Origin of the sequence: Enterocloster lavalensis (assembly GCF_046603895.1) — a bacterium.
GTDB classification, from domain to species: Bacteria; Bacillota; Clostridia; order Lachnospirales; family Lachnospiraceae; genus Enterocloster; species Enterocloster lavalensis.
Genome location: NZ_CP176637.1, coordinates 4263549 through 4279835 on the forward strand (window position 1 = coordinate 4263549; position 16287 = coordinate 4279835).

A 16287-nucleotide genomic window follows, 5' to 3' on the forward strand; every position below is an offset into this window, starting at 1 on the left:
AATATGAAACAAATCGGACGTTGGCTGCAGCGTTTTCTTACCGCAATTCTCGTTGCAGTGATATTGATGAACGGCATACTGCTGGTGAAGCGCTTTGTCTATCACGAAGAACTTCCCTCACTATTTGGCTACTCCATGGTGACCGTGCTTTCGGGCAGCATGGAACCGGCGTTTTCGCCGGGGGACAGCCTGATCATCCGCCAGCAGGCGGATTACGCGCCGGGGGAGATTGTGACCTTCGGAGATCAGGGGACATTTGTCACTCACAGAGTTATGGAAAAAGATGGAGAAACCTTTCAGACAAAAGGCGATGCCAATAACGCGCCGGACGGCGTGACGATCAACCGGGATAATATTTATGGAAGCGTCCGCCTGGTCATTCCGCGTTTGGGGAATCTGATTCTGTTCCTCAAATCGTCGCTGGGAATGTTGGTAATGGTTGTGGCGCTGATGCTCCTGGTGGAAGCGCCCCATTTGCGGAAACGGGAACTGGCGGGCTGACGGCGTTTGGAATATTTGTGAAAGAATGGGTATGAAGGGAGGAAAGGAGGATGGCGTTTTTTTCTAGGAACAGCAGCGAAAAACCAGCGGATTCAAACGGAAAAAGACGGCATTCTCTTAACGCCTGGCTCTTGTATTTCGGCATTGCAAGTATAGGGCTGACCGGAGTTACATTTTCCAAATATTCTACAACTATTACCGGAACGATTACTGTGCAGGTGGCCCAGTCTTTTGCGCTGACATATTTGGATGACAACGGTGTGGAGCTTGGGGAAAGTGTGGTCTACGAGGGACAGTGCGCCACGGAGGTGCCGGAGATACCGGAACACGAGGTGACGGACTCCGTGCCTTTGGTTGGGACGTTTTCCTTGCTGTCACTGGACGATGATTCGGACGCGGAGATCCACCGGGTATTTCTGGGATGGACTTTGGATGGGGAAAGCCTTGTAGATCCTACGGAAATTGTGGTTGATCAAGATTTGGTTTTTGTTGCGGTTTACGAGTACACCCAAGAACCTGCTCCCGAGGCCGCCTCGCCCTCCGAGGCTGAAAAAGTGGAAGCAGGAACCGTGCCGGGCGGCGGTCCGGGCGGAGGAAGCGGTGCTGGCGGCCCGGAGGCGGGAGCGGAAAATGCCGGGCAAGCAGGCGGAGATGCGGGCGGTGAGAAAGACCCGATCTCTGACGGCACGCCGGGCGACCCAACTGAAAACGGCGGCCAGTCCCCGGATACAGGCGATTCCACCACTGGCGGAGATACCGGCAGCGCCGGACAGAACGACAGTTCCGGGAAGGATGAAAACAGCAGTTCCGGCGGCGAGACGGCTGGCGGGAGCGATCAAAGTGGAGATAACGGAACTGGAAACGGTTCCACAGAATCCCCGGATGGAAGCGGAACCGGAGACATTTCCGGCGGAAGCACAACGGATCCGGCAGATCAGAACGGCTCCACCGGCGGCTCAGGCGAAATGCCGGACGACAGCGGCTCCACGGGAGGTACGCCGGATCACACTGAAGGTGGCGGAACTTCCGGCGGTACAGGCGGAGAAAACGATAACGGTGGGACCTCCGGCAGTACGGGAGGCGAAAATGACAACGGAACCTCAGGCGGCACCAGCGGCGGAGCTGATAACAGCGGAACTTCAGGTGGCACCATCGGAGGAACTGATAATAGCGGAACCTCCGGAGGTACAGGAGGCGAAAACGGCAACAGCGGAACCGCAGAGGGCAACGGCGGAGGGAGTGACAATAGCGGAACCTCCGGCGGAAATGGAGGAGAAACTGATAACAGCGGAACCTCAGACAGCAACGGAGGAGGAACTGACAACAGCGGAACCTTAGACGACAACGTAGGAGGAACTGACAATAGCGGAACCTCCGGCAGCGGCGCATGAGATTCGGGAGGCAACGCCGGTTTCGATGGGAACTGAATGGGATTTAGCGTTACATGCTGGTTCCCACGGCAAACACAGTACAACCCAATCCAAATAAGTTTTAACCTAATCCAAAGCGGACGACAAGGCTGCCTCAGCCTTTCGCCCGCTTCCTTTTTGCGGCTATCATCCGACAACCACCGTATAACAAAATTTCCGTTACGTTAAACCACCAAAAATCCTCCGTATTTTGTCACTTATAGTAGAAATATGGAGTAAGATTGTAATATCAGTGAATCGAGCCAAAAGTGCATTTTACAGGTAATGAGGACAGAATGTGTCCATTCAAAATGCTATAATGGATAAAACACAGCACTATGACGCGGACATTCAGGAAAATGGGGGAGGTGTGCGCCACGATGGAGAGACAAAACGGCAGCAAAAATCAGCGTATCCTGAAGCTCTATGCCAGTCTGATGGACGGTTCCGTGGTGAGCAAAGCGCAGGAGGCGGTCAGATACGGGGTCAGCGAGAAGAGTATCCAGCGGGACTTGGACGACATCAAGGAATTTATGGCGGATCAGGGCCTGCTAAACGGGGAGGAGAACACCGTGGTTTACGATCGCCGGGAGCGGGGATACCGTTTGGAACGACGGCCGGAGACGAAATTCACCGACGCGGAGATTCTGGCAGTGAGCAAAATTCTGCTGGACAGCCGGGCGCTCACAAAGCCGGAAATGATGGGGATTCTGGACAAGCTCATCGACAACTGCGTTTCCCCGGACAAGCGGAAGATAGTGGGCCAGCTGATCGCCAATGAAAAGTTCCACTACGTGGAACTGCATCACGGAACTGTTTTTATGGATAAGATGTGGGAGTTGGGGAACGCGATCCGGGAGTGCCGTGTGATCGAGATCGACTACGCGAAGCTCAAAAACAGCGAAACCGTGCGCCGGGTGTTGCAACCCCTGGCGCTGATGTTTTCGGAATATTATTTTTATCTGGCGGCGTTTATCCAGAATATCGACAGGGAAACGGAATTTGACAACGCGCAGGATCCATTTCCCACCATTTACCGCCTGGACCGGATCAGGAGTCTGCGGGTGACGGATACGCATTTCAAGATCCCGTACCGGGACCGGTTTGAGGAGGGGGAGTTCCGCAAGCGGATCCAGTTCATGTACGGCGGCCGCATGCGCACCGTAAAGTTTGAGTATTCCGGGCCGTCGGTGGAAGCGGTTCTGGACCGCCTCCCCACCGCGAAAATTCTGTCGGAGGACGGCGGGAAGTGGGTGATCCAGGCAGAGGTATTTGGAAATGGAATTGATATGTGGCTGAGGAGCCAGGGCGGGTATGTGAGGGTTTTGCAAAACGTTCAGTGAATAATAAAATGGTTGGGTGGTGGTAGCAATGTCAGGCAGGGAAATCGATGATGTTACAAAGCGGAATAATTATAAAAAAGCTATACTAAATGGAAAGAAATCGACGATTGATGAATATGAAGCAAAACGGATATTTGAAGGAAATAAAAAGGATGCAATCAGAAGACATCCTTCGAACAAAACTACAGACACAGATCACATTACGCCCATTGCTGTAGTTGAAAATCGATACGGGGATTTGTCCAAAGAACAGCAGACTAAGTTAGCAAATAACGAAAAATATAATTATGCTTTGACGAATTCAAAATTAAATAGAAGTAAACGCGGTCTGGAGAACCATGAATACTTACTTCGAAAAGTTAAGAAGGTCACAATTTCCGTAAAAAATGGAGATTTTTCCGATGCTGGAGAAGAGGGGACGGAAGTTCTGAAATTGGCACCGAGAATGCTGAGTAAGGAGGCAAAAAGCCGTGCCAGAATGGCGGTGGACGGGAATTATTATAGAGCTGTAAATGCAAAGGATAAGTTATCCGCGGATTCTAAACGGTATGGAGATTCATTTGCCACCGGCGCCACCGAAGCCCTCACCGGCGCGCTCATCCCCCTCACCGTGGAGGCTGTCAGCCAGATGTGCAAGGTGGCGTCCGGGGAGAAGTCCCTGGGGGAGGCGTCCGGGGACATGGCGAAGTACACGGTGGGAACCGCGGTGGTGGGAGGCGCCAGGCGTCTGATCGTTGATCAGGCAAATTTCATGATGGCTAACAGCGAAAATCCGCTGTTTCAGAAGATCGCTTCCTCGGGCCAGATCGGCCAGATCACCGCGGTGGCGCTGATTGTCGCGGACTCGGCTGAGCGGTATTTAAACGGAGAGATCAGAGGGCAGGAGTTTATTGAGGAGATCGGGCAGAAGGGCACGATGATGGTGGCCGGTATGATCGGTGGGGAGATCGGCAGCGAGATCGGCACGTTCCTGGGGCTGGCGTCCGGAGGTCTGGTGGGGGCCGCCGCGGGTAAAGTGATCGGAAAGGTGCTGGGCACGGTGATCACCACCGCCGCATGCAGCGGGATTATACTGGTCAGCTCTGCGGTTAAGGACATCAGGGAGACTGCAAAGCATTTGGACGACTACAGGAAGAAGGAGCGGGAGCTGGCCATGATACGGACAGAGGCGCTGGCGGAGATGGAGCGTCAGCGGGAGAAGTTTAAAGCCATCTGCGCCGAGGAGTTCGGCAGGTGGGACGAGACCTTTGCAGAGGGATTTGACAGGATCATGGAGAGCGCCTGCGAGGGCGTGTACTCGGCAAAGGGAGTGGCAGAGGGGCTGGATGAGATTTTGCGGATTTTCGGTAGGAACGTGCGGTTTGGAACGGTGGAGGAGTATGAGGCGCAGCTGGATTCTGCCCTTGTGCTGCAATTTTAAAGACGGAGGGGACGGAAAATGCTGCTGGAATTAATGGGAATGGCAATCGGCGCGAGCGTAGTGGAGGGCAGCCGCCTGGTGAAGTCCGCGAAGATGGACGACCACGCTCTCAAAAAATACGCCCAGGCGTTTGAGAAGAATGAGGAGGCCAGGAGGCTGGTCAAAACCAAGACGGAATTTACGGATAAACGGCTGATGAACGTGGCCAGGAAGAAGCGGGCTGTCATGGAGGACGCGATCCCCAAATTTGTGGAGGTCTACAGCCAGATTCAGAAGATCGACCTGCGCGGCGCGGAGGATTCGGTCAATCTGCCACTCTCTATTTCCGAGGAGCGGCAGGCGGGGCTTCAGGCGCTGACCCTATCGGCCAAGAAGGCGTTTACGGACAAGGAACTGGTCTGCGGCCTGATGATGAAGGGGCTGGGCGGTATGGCCATCAAGGACTCTGAGCGTAATCTCTCCGCCGCCCGCAATCAGTTGAGCCAGGCGGAGGTGATCTACTCCCAGGCGGAATCCGTGTGCGCGGCCTGTGATGCAGTGATCGCCAGGGCGGACCGGATCGCAAAGCTTTTGACCGGGCTGTACGTCCTGTTTTTAAAGTCCATTGAGACTACAAAGGAGACCATTGAGCGGAACGGCTACAATGTGAGGAATTACTCGGAGACGGACAAAGGGGTGCTGATGACCTGCGTCAATTTCGCGGCGGCGCTCTCGGACGTTATGAACGTGCCGGTGATCACCCAGGAGGGCGCGGTTGCGGAGACGGCTTTGGAGACCATTGAGACCGGGGAAGCGTACCTGGCGAACATGCAGCGCGTCCTGAACGACGCCTGACAGATCAAAACATAAACAAAAGAGGAGAAGTGAGATGAAACAGTTACAGGTGGCAAAAACATGTAATGGCTGCGGGGCGTGTATTTTCAAGAGCCCGTATTTTGTGGAGGACGCGGAGGGAAATGCCGTGCCGGTGGCGGGCAAGGCCGTGGCCGACAAGGATTTGGCGGCGCTTAAGCGCATTGCGGAGGAATGTCCCCAGAAGGCGATTCAGATTGTGGAGACCGGCTCCGGCGTGAAGCCGGGGAAGGAGGGGCTTCAGGAGTTGCTGAAAAAGCTGGAGGAACGGAAGCAGACGTTGAAAATCTCCAAGGCAGACCCGGTGAAGCTGAAATTTAAGGCCGGGGATTATGACATTCCGGTGCCATTCAGCGTTAAGCAGTACAGCAATGATTACAGCTCGGAGAGCCAGGCGAAGTCCGCGGCCCGGGCTGAGTTCGAGAACCTGTGCTATCTGCCTTCCGCCTACCGGCCCTTGCTCAAAAAGGTGTTTGTGGAATACAAGGTGAAGAAGCTGAGGCCGTATTATACCTACGAGGAGGCCGAGGGGAATTTCTATTACCAGTTCAACCAGTCTATGGAACGTTTCCTGCGGGAGATTTACGGGCAGGCCCGGGAGGCGGGCGGGGCCGCGTTTAAGCTGCTGGAGTCCTGGTGCAGGTTCGACGTGAGGCCGGGGGACGGCGACTTTGAGACCAAGCTGGTGAAGAATTTTGACGATTACAGCACCGGGTCGGGGATTATCGCGGATTTTAAGAGCCGCGGGGAGTATACCAGCCTCAGATGGTATGTGGACCGGATGGATTTTGATTACGACGAGGTGTACGCGGGCGAGGGTATGTTCGGCAGAGCCAAATATAAGAACCAATGGCATTTTTCAGGGTTTGAAGCGGCGGCAAAGGAGTTTGTGAACGATCTGAAGAGCTCCATGGACAGCGTAAGCGACGATATTACCGATAGGGCCTGCGACGTGGTGAACTGCGCCCTGGGCAGCTTCGAGCGGAAGGTGAAGGACGCGCTGGCGCAGAAGGCCGCGGAGTTCAAAAAGTACCTGTAAATGGCATTTGCCTGCGCGGATTGGAGGGAGGCGGAGAATGGGCGTACAGGAGCTGCTCGGGAAAATGATTGAGGAACGGGTGGATCAGATTATCGGGGAGCGGCTTCCCGGCCTGCGGGCCAGGTATTATGAGGAGCAGGAGGCCATCCTCAGGAGCCTGGACCCGGACACGCGGGATCAGTTTGAGAGACTGTTTGAAAGCCTGGTGGAAGGCGGGGCGGAGGAGTGCAGGGCTGTGTACGAGGCGGCATTTCTGGACGGCCTGCGGCTGGGGCACAGGGCGTTTTGAGAATTGAGATGAAATTGAAATGAAATAAGAAATGACAGAGACAGCCGGTTTACAGATCGTTTTCAGGTCCATAAACCGGCTGCTTTTTGTGGATGTAATGGGGCCGTCAGCGCAGGCCGGGGTTCCGGCCCTCCGGCGGCGGGAACCGCCTGTTGGGGGCTTATGTTGGCGCGGCCGGGGCGGTTTTACTGTCCCAAGGAAGCCAGGATGCTCTCCCGCAGTGCCTCCAGCGCCGCCGCGGAATCCTCCTTCAGCGTGGATTTCAAGGTCACGGTGGTGTCCAGAATCTGCATCTGCTTCATTTCCTCCAGGGCGGCGCGCATCTGCTTGGCGCAGGTGGAGGCCCAGGAGCCGTTTTCGATCAGGGCCACGGTGCGGTTCTGCACGCTCAACGCCTTCATGTCGTGGAGCAGATTCAGCATGGCCGGGTAGACGCCGCCGTTGTAGGTGGGGGCGGCCAGCACCAGATGGCTGCACCGGAAGATTTCGGAGATCAGCACGGACACGTGGGTGCTGGAAATGTCGTAGACGGCGATATTTTTCACGCCCGCGTCGGCCAGGCCAGCGGCCAGCACGTTCACCGCGTTCTCGGTGTCGCCGTACATGGAGCCGAAGAAAATGGCCACGGCCTGCTCCTCAGGCTCGTATTTGCTCCAGTGGGCGTACTTGTCCAGAAGCACGTCCAGATCGCTGCGCCACACCAGGCCATGAAGGGGGCAGATCATGCGCAGGGGGAGACCCGCCACCTTCTTTAAGGCGGACTGCACCTGGACGCCGTATTTGCCCACGATGTTGCTGTAGTAACGGCGGGCGTCGGGCAGCCAGTCGCGCTTGAAGTTCACCTCATCGTTAAACAGGTTGCCGTTTACCGCGCCGAAGGTTCCGAAGGCGTCGGCGGAAAAGAGCAGTTGTTCGCTCTCCTCGTAGGTCATCATCACCTCCGGCCAGTGCACCATGGGTGCGAAGTAGAAGCGCAGGGTGTGGGCGCCCAGGGACAGGGTGTCGTTCTCCTTGACCACGAGGCTGCGCCCGGCGGCGTCCAGATCATAGAACTGGCCGATCATGGAAATGGTCTTGGTGTTGCCAACGATCTTTAAGTCCGGGTAGCGCAGGAGCAGTTCCTGGATGTTGGCGCAGTGGTCCGGCTCCATGTGGTTGACGATCAGATAGTCCAGGCTGCGCCCGTCCAGGGTGTGGGCAATATTTTCCAGAAATTGTCTGGTAATGGACGCGTCCGCAGTGTCAATCAGCGCGGTTTTTTCGTCCACGATCAGGTAGGAGTTGTAGGAGACGCCCCGGGGAATGGGGAAGAGGTTCTCGAAGAGAGCCAGGCGGCGGTCGTTGCCGCCCACCCAGGTGATGGAGTCAGTGAGTTTTCTTGTGCAATACATAGTGCATTTGTCCTTTCCGATATTGATTTTTCGTTTTCTCCGAATCGGGGATGTTGTTTGGCGGGGGAATGGGGTGTTGGGCTGCCGTCCGGCCATGTCCGTCCGGGCCGCGGGCGTAAAGCGCGGGGCCCGACTCGGCGGCTATGGGGATTTCAACAGATCGTCCAGGGTGATTCCGTCCAGATAGTCGTTGATCAGCGTGTCCAGCTTTTGCCATACGGGGCGGGACGGGCAGGTCTCGCGCCGGGGGCATTCTGTATTGCCCTCGTCGGCGCAGGCCACCGGCGCCAGGCTGCCTTCGGTCAGGCGCAGGATCTCGCCTAAGGTGTAATCGCCCGGGGGACGGGTCAGGCGGTATCCGCCGCCTTTTCCGCGCAGGCCGGTGAGCAGGTTGTTTCGGACCAAAACCTTCAAAACGATTTCCAGATATTTCTCGGAAATGTCCTGGCGGTGTGCAATCTCTTTCAGGGGAATGTACCCGTCCGCGTCGTGTGCGGCAAGGTCCAGCATCACCCGCAGCGCGTAGCGTCCCCTTGTGGAAATCATCATTTGACACACCTCCCTCTAAAAATTGCCTGTCAGCATGCCCCTATTATACTACAACAGAAATAGGAATATCAACAGAAAGTGGAAAATATAAACCTATTGACAAAGTAGGTTTATAAGATTATGATATCTATAAACCGATTAAAATGATAGGTTAATATAAAATCAGATCAAAACATGAGCCTTCCCGGGCGGAATGGAGGAGTATATGTCAAACGGACTGCTGGAAGTCAGGGGACTGACGGTCAGAGTGGAAGATAAAGAGATTTTACATGGAATTGACCTGGAGATTCAGAAGGGGGAGACCCATGTGCTGATGGGGCCCAACGGAGCGGGAAAGTCCACACTGGGCTACGCCCTGATGGGGAATCCGCGCTATGAGACCACGGCGGGGAATGTCCTGTTCCAGGGAAAGCGGATTAATGAGGAGAGCGCGGACAAGCGGGCCAGGGACGGGATGTTTCTGTCCTTTCAGAACCCCCTGGAGATTCCAGGGCTGACCCTAGGCGCGTTCATCCGCGGCGCGGTGGAGCAGCGCAGAGGGGAGCGGGTGAAGCTCTCGGCCTTCCGAAAGGAGATGGGCCAGGCCATGGAGCTGCTGCAAATGGACAGGGCCTACGGGGACCGGGATTTGAACGTGGGATTTTCAGGCGGAGAGAAAAAGAAGGCGGAGATTTTGCAGATGCTGCTTTTGAAGCCCAGCCTGGCGATTCTGGACGAGACGGACTCGGGCCTGGACGTGGACGCAGTGCGCACGGTGTCCCTGGGCGTGAAGGAGTACCAGAAGGACCGGGAGGGCGGGCTTCTCATTATCACCCACAGCACCCGGATTCTGGAATCCCTGCATGTGGACAAGACCCACATCATGGTGGGTGGCCGGATCGTGAAAACGGGCGGGGCGGCGCTGGTGGAGGAGATTAATCGGGACGGATTTGAGCGGTATCTGGGGCAGTGAGGGCTGCGCCCGGCCTCTTGCCTTCCCGAAAGGAGAGTATACGGAGATGGAAGAAAGAACTTATGTAAATGACATCGACAGAAGCATTTATGACATACGGAACGAGGAGAAGGACGCTTACCGCATTGAGACGGGGCTGAGCCCGGCCATTGTGGAGCAGATTTCCCGGGAGAAGGGCGACCCGCTGTGGATGGAGCTGTTCCGGCTGGAGTCCCTTCAGATTTACAACAATATGAACGTTCAGGACTGGGGCCCCTCTTTAGAAGGGCTGGACATGAACAATATCGCCACCTACGTGCGGTCCAACACCGGGATGAAGGGGGATTGGGCCGAGGTGCCGGAGGAGATCAAGGACACCTTTGAGCGGCTGGGAATCCCCCAGGCGGAGAAAAGTTCCCTGGCGGGCGTGGGCGCACAGTATGATTCAGAGCTGGTATACCACAATGTGCGCCGGGAGGTGGCGGAACAGGGCGTGGTATACACGGACCTGGAGAGCGCCATGAAGGGCGAGTACGGGGATATGGTGAAAAAACATTTTATGAAGCTGGTACCGCCAAATGATCACAAGTTTGCGGCCCTCCACGGCGCGGTGTGGTCAGGCGGGTCTTTTGTATACGTGCCGCCGGGAGTTCAGGTGGAAATACCCCTGCAATCCTATTTCCGGCTGAACGCGCCGGGGGCGGGGCAGTTCGAGCATACGCTGATCATTGTGGACGAGGGGGCCAGCCTGCATTTTATCGAGGGCTGTTCCGCGCCGAAATACAATGTGGCCAATCTGCACGCGGGCTGCGTGGAATTGTTCGTGGGGAAGAACGCGAAGCTGCGCTATTCCACCATTGAGAACTGGTCCAAGAACATGTACAACTTGAATACCAAGCGGGCCCAGGTGGCCGAGGGCGGAACCATTGAGTGGGTGTCCGGTTCCTTCGGCTCCCATGTGTCCTGCCTGTACCCTATGAGCATTTTGAAGGGACGGAGGGCCAGGATGGAGTTCACCGGGATCACCTTCGCCGGGGAGGGCCAGAACCTGGACACCGGGGCCAAGGTGGTGCACTCCGCGCCGGAGACGACCTCTTACATGAACACCCGGTCCATTTCCAAGGGCGGGGGCGTGAGCACGTTCAGAAGCTCCGTGGTGGTGGCCAAGGGGGCGGCGGGCAGCAAGGCGGCGGTTTCCTGCCAGTCCCTGATGCTGGACGGAATCTCCCGGTCGGACACGGTTCCGGCTATGGATATCCGCACAAAGGACGCGGATATCGGCCATGAGGCTAAGATCGGGCGGATCAGCGACGAGGCGGTATTTTACCTCATGTCCCGGGGACTGAGCGAGGAGGAGGCCAGGGCTATGATCGTCAGCGGGTTCGCGGACAGCGTGGCCAAGGAGCTGCCCCTGGAGTACGCGGCGGAGATGAACAATCTGATCCGCATGGAGATGAAGGGGAGTATCGGATAGATGGATTTACAGGAATTGGAAAGGAGGCCCCCTGTGGAAAATGGACTTGATTTGAAGGTCAACCGGCTGCCGGTGAGGACCTGGAACCGGCTGAAGATGAACGAGGCCCGGTTGGAGCGGATCGCGGCGGGGAAGGCCCCGGCCGTGATTACGGAAGGATTTTTGGAGCCGGTAGCGTGGGAGGAAGATTTCTCGTCTGTTGCGACCGGGATGGGGCGGGATATGGACCGGCTGAGGGATGCGGCGGAGGCCACGGCGATTCGGATCGGGACGGAAGCCTATCCCGCCCGGGCCGCGGCGATTCAGGGCGCGGCGGAGCCCGCGCCAGGGAAGGAAGACCGCGCCGTCCTGCATTTCATCTGCCAGGACGGGGAGAACAGCTTCCAGCCGGTGGAAATTCTGGCCGGGGAGGGCGAACGGCTGACCGTGGTGATGGATTTCACCTCAGCGCCCGGGGACGGAGGGCAGATCGCTGTGCAGACCCGGTTTAAGGCGCGTAAAAATGCCAGGGTGCAGCTGATCCAGCTCCAGCTTCTGGGGAGCGGATACCGGATGTTGAATGATATTGGCGGGAGCTGCGGCGATGGCGCGTCCGTGGAGATCGTCCAGCTGTTTCTGGGCGGGGCGGAGACTTACGCGGGCTGCCTGGCGGAGCTTGACGGGGTGGAGAGCGCCCTGAGCGTGGACGTGGGATATCTGGGAAGGGAAGGCCAGCGGTTCGACATGAATTATGTGGCAAATCATAGAGGGCGCAGGTCCAAAAGCCGGATCATGGCTGGGGGCGTGCTCCGGGATCATGCGTTTAAACTGTTTCGCGGCACCATCGACTTCAAGGCGGGAGCCGCCGGAGCGGAGGGCGAGGAACAGGAGGACGTGCTGATTCTGGGGGACGACGCGGTGAACCAGACCATTCCGCTGATCCTGTGCGCCGAGGAGGACGTGCAGGGCAGCCACGGCGCCACCATCGGCAGGCTGGACGACGAGCTGTTGTTCTACCTCTGTTCCAGGGGGATGAGCCGGGAGAAGGCCGCCCAGGTGATGACCCGGGCCAAGCTGGACAAGGTCTGCCGCAGGATCGGAGATGAGGCCGCCAGGCGGCTGGCACAGGATTATCTGGAGGAGGTGAGCGGAGATGGAAAATAATGGGTTTAAGAATCATCCGTACTGCAATCCGTACCGCAGGAATTTCCCGCTGTTGGCAGAGAATCCCTTGATTTACCTGGACAGCGCGGCAACGGCCCAGAAGCCCGCCTGCGTGCTGCAGGCGGAGCGGGAGTTTTACGAGAGGTACAACGCCAACCCCATGCGGGGATTTTACGCCCTGAGCGTGGAGGCCACGGAGCGGGTGGAGGAGGCCAGAAAGGCGGTGCGCCGGTTCCTCAACGCTCCGCCTGAGGGCGAGGTCATTTTCACGAGAAATACCACGGAAAGCCTAAATCTGGTGGCGTACAGCTACGGTTTGTCCAGGCTTAAAGCCGGGGATGAGATTGTGGTGAGTATCATGGAGCACCACAGCAACCTGCTGCCCTGGCAGATGGTGGCAAGGCAGACCGGGGCCAGGCTTAAATTCCTGGAGTGCGAAGCGGATGGCCGGATCACGCAGGAGCGGCTGAACGAGGCATTTTCGGAGCGCACAAAGCTGGTGGCGGTAGCTCATGTGTCAAATGTGCTGGGATGTGAGAATCCCATCGCCTGGATCGCGGCCATGGCGAAGGAGCGGGGAGCTGTTCTGGTGGTGGACGCGGCCCAGAGCGCGCCCCATATGCCTGTGGACGTGCAGGCGCTGGGAGCGGATTTCCTGGCATTTTCGGGCCACAAGCTCATGGGGCCAATGGGAATCGGCGTGCTGTACGGGCGGCGGGAGCTGCTGGAGGAAATGCCGCCGTTTCTGACCGGCGGGGAGATGATCGACTCCGTCACCAGGACCGGGGCGGTGTTCGCGCCGGTGCCGCACAAATTTGAGGCGGGCACGGTGAACGCGGCGGGGGCCTGGGGCCTTAAGGAGGCGATCCGCTATCTGGAGGCGATGGGATTTGAGGCGGTGCACAGGCAGGAGCTGGCGCTGACCACAATGGCACTTGAGGGGCTTCGGCAGATTCCGCATGTGAAGGTTCTGGGATCGGAGAAGGCCGAGGAGCACTGCGGCATTTTGACGTTTACCGTGGACGGGGTTCATCCTCATGATGTGAGCGCCATTCTGGACGCGGACGGCATCGCCGTTCGGGCAGGGAACCACTGCGCTCAGCCGTTGTTCGACTTTTTGAAGGTGAACGCGGCCACCAGGGCCAGCATCTATTTTTACAACACGCAGGAGGAGATCGCGGCGCTTTTGAGGAGCGTGGCCGGAATCAGGAGGAAAATGGGATATGGAGAATAGAAGTTTTTACAATGAGATATTGACGGAGCACAACCTCCGCCCGGCCCACAAGCACGACCTGGCGGACGCCAACCTGGTGCTGGAGGGAGTGAACCCCAGCTGTGGGGATCATCTTTGGCTGAAGCTTAAGGTGGAGGACGGAGTGATCCGGGACGGGGCCTTTGTGGGCGAAGGCTGCGCCATTTCCCAGGCCTCCGCGGATATTATGCTGGATCTGGTGATCGGCAAGGAGACGGAGGAAGCGCTGGAACTGGCGAAGCGGTTCTTCGGCATGATCCAGGGGACAGCGACGGAAATGGACCTGGAGGAGCTGGAGGACGCAGCGGCTTTGCAGGACGTGGCGCATATGCCGGCGCGGGTGAAATGCGCGGTGCTGGGATGGAGGACGCTTGAGGAAGGGGTGGGGTGAAACAGGTTACTGTCCACAGTAACACGGGCCCGTGAGAAGAGAATTTGCGCGGAAAATACGGTTGAAAAATCTGCGCGGGATTGTTATAATAAGCATATAAAAGGAACAACCGCCCAATACAAGGGGTTGGCCAATTAGAAAAGCAGAAAATCCACCTTGAAACCGGTCAAAGTATACAAGGGTGGTTTTTCTGCATCTATAGACAGGTTATTACAGAAAAACGTTACTTACGATTATTAAAAATAAAGGTAAGCAATGCGATGAGCAGCAGTCCAAAGGCCATCAGGTCCTGAAAACTGAAAAGCATACGCATACCTCCCCTCATATGTAGAGTAGGAGGCCAACACCTTGCAGTGACACGGTTGTTCCAATTTCAAGTATATCAAAAACGCTTGGGGCGGACAAGGGATCCGGGTAAGTTAATCTACATAATTTGTTTGCGGCCAATATGTCGAGACTGAGACAAGGCGTTTCAGTGTTTAAATGTTTGCATAGAATTTGCGCGGAAAATACGGTTGAAAAATCTGCGTGGGATTGTTATAATAAGCATATAAAAGGAACAACCGCCCCATACAAGGGGTTGGCCAATTTAGGAAAATGGAAAATCCACCCTTAAACTCGCCAAAGTATACAAGGGTGGTTTTTCTTTGCCTGTTTCCAGGCTGTTACAGAAAAACGTTACTTACGATTATTGAAAATAAAGGTAAGCAATGCGATGAGAAACAGTCCAAAGGCCATCAGGTCCTGAAAACTGAAAAGCATACGCATCCCTCCCCTCTTATGTAGAGTAGGAGGCCAACACCTTGCAGTGACACGGTTGTTCCAATTTCAAGTATATCAAAAACGCCCGGGACGGACAAGGGGCCCGGGCTGATTAATCTACATAATCTGTTCGCTTTCTGATTCTGGCAGCGCTTTTAAATCGTACACCATGATATATTCTTCTCCGTGATCCGCAGTGATCTCAAATCCCACCTTCCGATACAAATTTACCGCGAAGTTTTCTTTCTGCACAGAGAGAGAAACGCGCCGGTAACCGCTTTTTTTCAGCAAGTCCAGCATGGCCTTCATCATTGCGGCGCCGATTCCATTTCCCCGGTACTTCTTGTAAAGTGAGATCGCCAGGGACGGCGTGTGATCGTCGATGTGCCCGTAGTCGTCCATGATGCGGGTCCAGACCGCTCCCACGATGGTTCCGCCGACTTCCGCCACCAGGCACTTGTCATCGTCCGACTCCCCGAAGCGGCGGGTGTAGATCTGCAATTCAGGGGCGGTGAGGATCGACCGGGGCGGAGGGGCGGCGCCCTTTGGAATGTAAATCGCTTCGTATAGAAAATCGTCCAGCAATGGGTATTCAGAAGTTTTGATTTCACGTATGGTGTAATTCATCTGCGGCCTCCTGCGTGCGCTCCCCCATGAAATACTCCCGGGCCAGTACCTCCTGAATAAATTTTTTGACCTGGGGCAGCTCAAAATAGTCGTGTTTGTACAAGATGTGGGAGGAACGGGTGAAGGGCGTTCCATCCTTGAAATATAGCGGTGTGATCTGGCCGTCGAACTGCTTTAAGCAGATTTCCGGCAGGATGGACCAGCCGATGCCACGGGAGACCATCTCCAGACAACTGCCGATGTCGTCCACCCAAAGGTTGGTGCGGCTCTCCTGACAGCCGTTTTCCGCCCGCCAGAGCTGGATTTTGTCGTAGAATCCGGCGTCGGTGTGCCGCCCGATGTAAGGGTAGCTGTTTAAGGGTTCACCCGCGTGCTCTCTGGCGGTTACCAGACAGACCGGCTCCTCGGAGAGCGTTACCATACCCTCGTTCCACTTGAAGCTGCCGCGGACAATGGCGATGCTTATCTCATTTTTGACTAGGCTCTGGTAAAGGTTGGTGCTCTGCATGGTGCTCACATGGATGTCCACGTTGGGGTACTGGTCCATGAAGCCCTTCAACACGTCCGCCAGGCGGTAACGGGCGAAGTTGATGGATACGCCCAGCTTCAGCGTGCCCGCCACCTCCTTCCGGTAAATGGCCACCTGGCTGCGGATTCGGTCCATGGAATCGGATACCTGCCGGACATAGGGCAGGATGCGCTCCGCCACCGGGGTGAACAGAACTCCCTTGCGGGAGCGGATAAACAGCTCGCAGCCCAATTCTTCTTCCAGTTTCTGGATACGCTTCGTCAGGGCGGACTGGGTGGTGAAAAGCCGTTCCGCCGCCTTGGTGATATTCCTGGTTTCCCATAACATTTCAATGAGTTCACAATCTTTTTCGTCCAAATGCGATCCCCCGTTTCATTCATAAATT

General features: G+C 56.4%; 16 protein-coding genes. 12 read left to right on the forward strand and 4 right to left on the reverse strand.

The features are described from left to right. Positions 1-3: 3 nt before the first annotated feature. From ACK2JC_RS19015 to ACK2JC_RS19045, 7 genes are all read left to right on the forward strand, one after another. Positions 4-501, forward strand: a complete 498-nt coding sequence (locus ACK2JC_RS19015) for a signal peptidase I (protein WP_166445701.1) — start codon at positions 4-6, stop codon at positions 499-501. A 260-nt stretch (positions 502-761) separates the two neighbouring features. Continuing rightward, positions 762-1892 carry a hypothetical protein gene (locus ACK2JC_RS19020; RefSeq protein WP_320936639.1) on the forward strand — a complete coding sequence of 377 codons (1131 nt, stop codon included), beginning with the start codon at positions 762-764 and terminating at the stop codon, positions 1890-1892. 398 nt (positions 1893-2290) lie between these two features. After that, positions 2291-3253: a helix-turn-helix transcriptional regulator gene (locus ACK2JC_RS19025; RefSeq protein WP_320936638.1), complete on the forward strand. Its 963-nt coding sequence runs from the start codon at positions 2291-2293 to the stop codon at positions 3251-3253. A gap of 433 nt (positions 3254-3686) precedes the next feature. Beyond that, positions 3687-4673, forward strand: coding sequence for a hypothetical protein (locus ACK2JC_RS19030; RefSeq protein ID WP_320936637.1), 987 nt, complete (start codon positions 3687-3689; stop codon positions 4671-4673). A gap of 18 nt (positions 4674-4691) precedes the next feature. Beyond that, complete coding sequence (locus ACK2JC_RS19035; RefSeq protein ID WP_411337619.1) at positions 4692-5507, forward strand: hypothetical protein; 816 nt, start codon at positions 4692-4694, stop codon at positions 5505-5507. 34 nt (positions 5508-5541) lie between these two features. Then, positions 5542-6564, forward strand: coding sequence for a ferredoxin (locus tag ACK2JC_RS19040; protein ID WP_320936635.1), 1023 nt, complete (start codon positions 5542-5544; stop codon positions 6562-6564). Between the two features lie 37 nt (positions 6565-6601). Beyond that, the gene (locus ACK2JC_RS19045; RefSeq protein WP_118755584.1) at positions 6602-6853 is read left to right on the forward strand and encodes a hypothetical protein; all 252 of its coding nucleotides are present in this window, start codon (positions 6602-6604) and stop codon (positions 6851-6853) included. A gap of 185 nt (positions 6854-7038) precedes the next feature. On the opposite strand, the gene ACK2JC_RS19050 is transcribed toward ACK2JC_RS19045, so the two are convergent. Together ACK2JC_RS19050 and ACK2JC_RS19055 are read right to left on the reverse strand one after the other, a co-directional pair. Continuing rightward, positions 7039-8244 (reverse strand): FprA family A-type flavoprotein, encoded by a 1206-nt coding sequence (locus tag ACK2JC_RS19050; protein WP_320936634.1) that lies wholly within the window; start codon positions 8242-8244, stop codon positions 7039-7041. A gap of 141 nt (positions 8245-8385) precedes the next feature. Then, positions 8386-8793 (reverse strand): Rrf2 family transcriptional regulator, encoded by a 408-nt coding sequence (locus ACK2JC_RS19055; protein ID WP_320936633.1) that lies wholly within the window; start codon positions 8791-8793, stop codon positions 8386-8388. A 205-nt stretch (positions 8794-8998) separates the two neighbouring features. Between ACK2JC_RS19055 and sufC the strand changes: the two genes are divergently transcribed. The 5 genes from sufC to sufU are packed head-to-tail and all read left to right on the forward strand — an operon-like array spanning position 8999 to position 13984. Then, the gene (gene sufC, locus ACK2JC_RS19060; RefSeq protein WP_118755579.1) at positions 8999-9745 is read left to right on the forward strand and encodes a Fe-S cluster assembly ATPase SufC; all 747 of its coding nucleotides are present in this window, start codon (positions 8999-9001) and stop codon (positions 9743-9745) included. 46 nt (positions 9746-9791) lie between these two features. Next, a complete protein-coding gene (gene sufB, locus ACK2JC_RS19065; RefSeq protein WP_368272313.1) occupies positions 9792-11198 on the forward strand; it encodes a Fe-S cluster assembly protein SufB in 1407 nt (468 codons plus the stop codon). A gap of 33 nt (positions 11199-11231) precedes the next feature. After that, positions 11232-12341, forward strand: a complete 1110-nt coding sequence (locus ACK2JC_RS19070) for a SufD family Fe-S cluster assembly protein (protein WP_368272312.1) — start codon at positions 11232-11234, stop codon at positions 12339-12341. Beyond that, positions 12331-13575 carry an aminotransferase class V-fold PLP-dependent enzyme gene (locus ACK2JC_RS19075; RefSeq protein ID WP_411337623.1) on the forward strand — a complete coding sequence of 415 codons (1245 nt, stop codon included), beginning with the start codon at positions 12331-12333 and terminating at the stop codon, positions 13573-13575. Before ACK2JC_RS19070 ends, ACK2JC_RS19075 begins: the two co-directional genes overlap by 11 nt. Further along, positions 13565-13984: a Fe-S cluster assembly sulfur transfer protein SufU gene (gene sufU / locus ACK2JC_RS19080; RefSeq protein WP_007716576.1), complete on the forward strand. Its 420-nt coding sequence runs from the start codon at positions 13565-13567 to the stop codon at positions 13982-13984. Before ACK2JC_RS19075 ends, sufU begins: the two co-directional genes overlap by 11 nt. A gap of 879 nt (positions 13985-14863) precedes the next feature. Here sufU and ACK2JC_RS19085 read toward each other — a convergent pair. Then, positions 14864-15373: an N-acetyltransferase family protein gene (locus ACK2JC_RS19085; RefSeq protein ID WP_368272311.1), complete on the reverse strand. Its 510-nt coding sequence runs from the start codon at positions 15371-15373 to the stop codon at positions 14864-14866. Next, positions 15354-16259, reverse strand: a complete 906-nt coding sequence (locus ACK2JC_RS19090) for a LysR family transcriptional regulator (protein WP_276949942.1) — start codon at positions 16257-16259, stop codon at positions 15354-15356. The genes ACK2JC_RS19085 and ACK2JC_RS19090 overlap by 20 nt, the downstream gene beginning before the upstream one ends. Positions 16260-16287 lie beyond the last annotated feature (28 nt).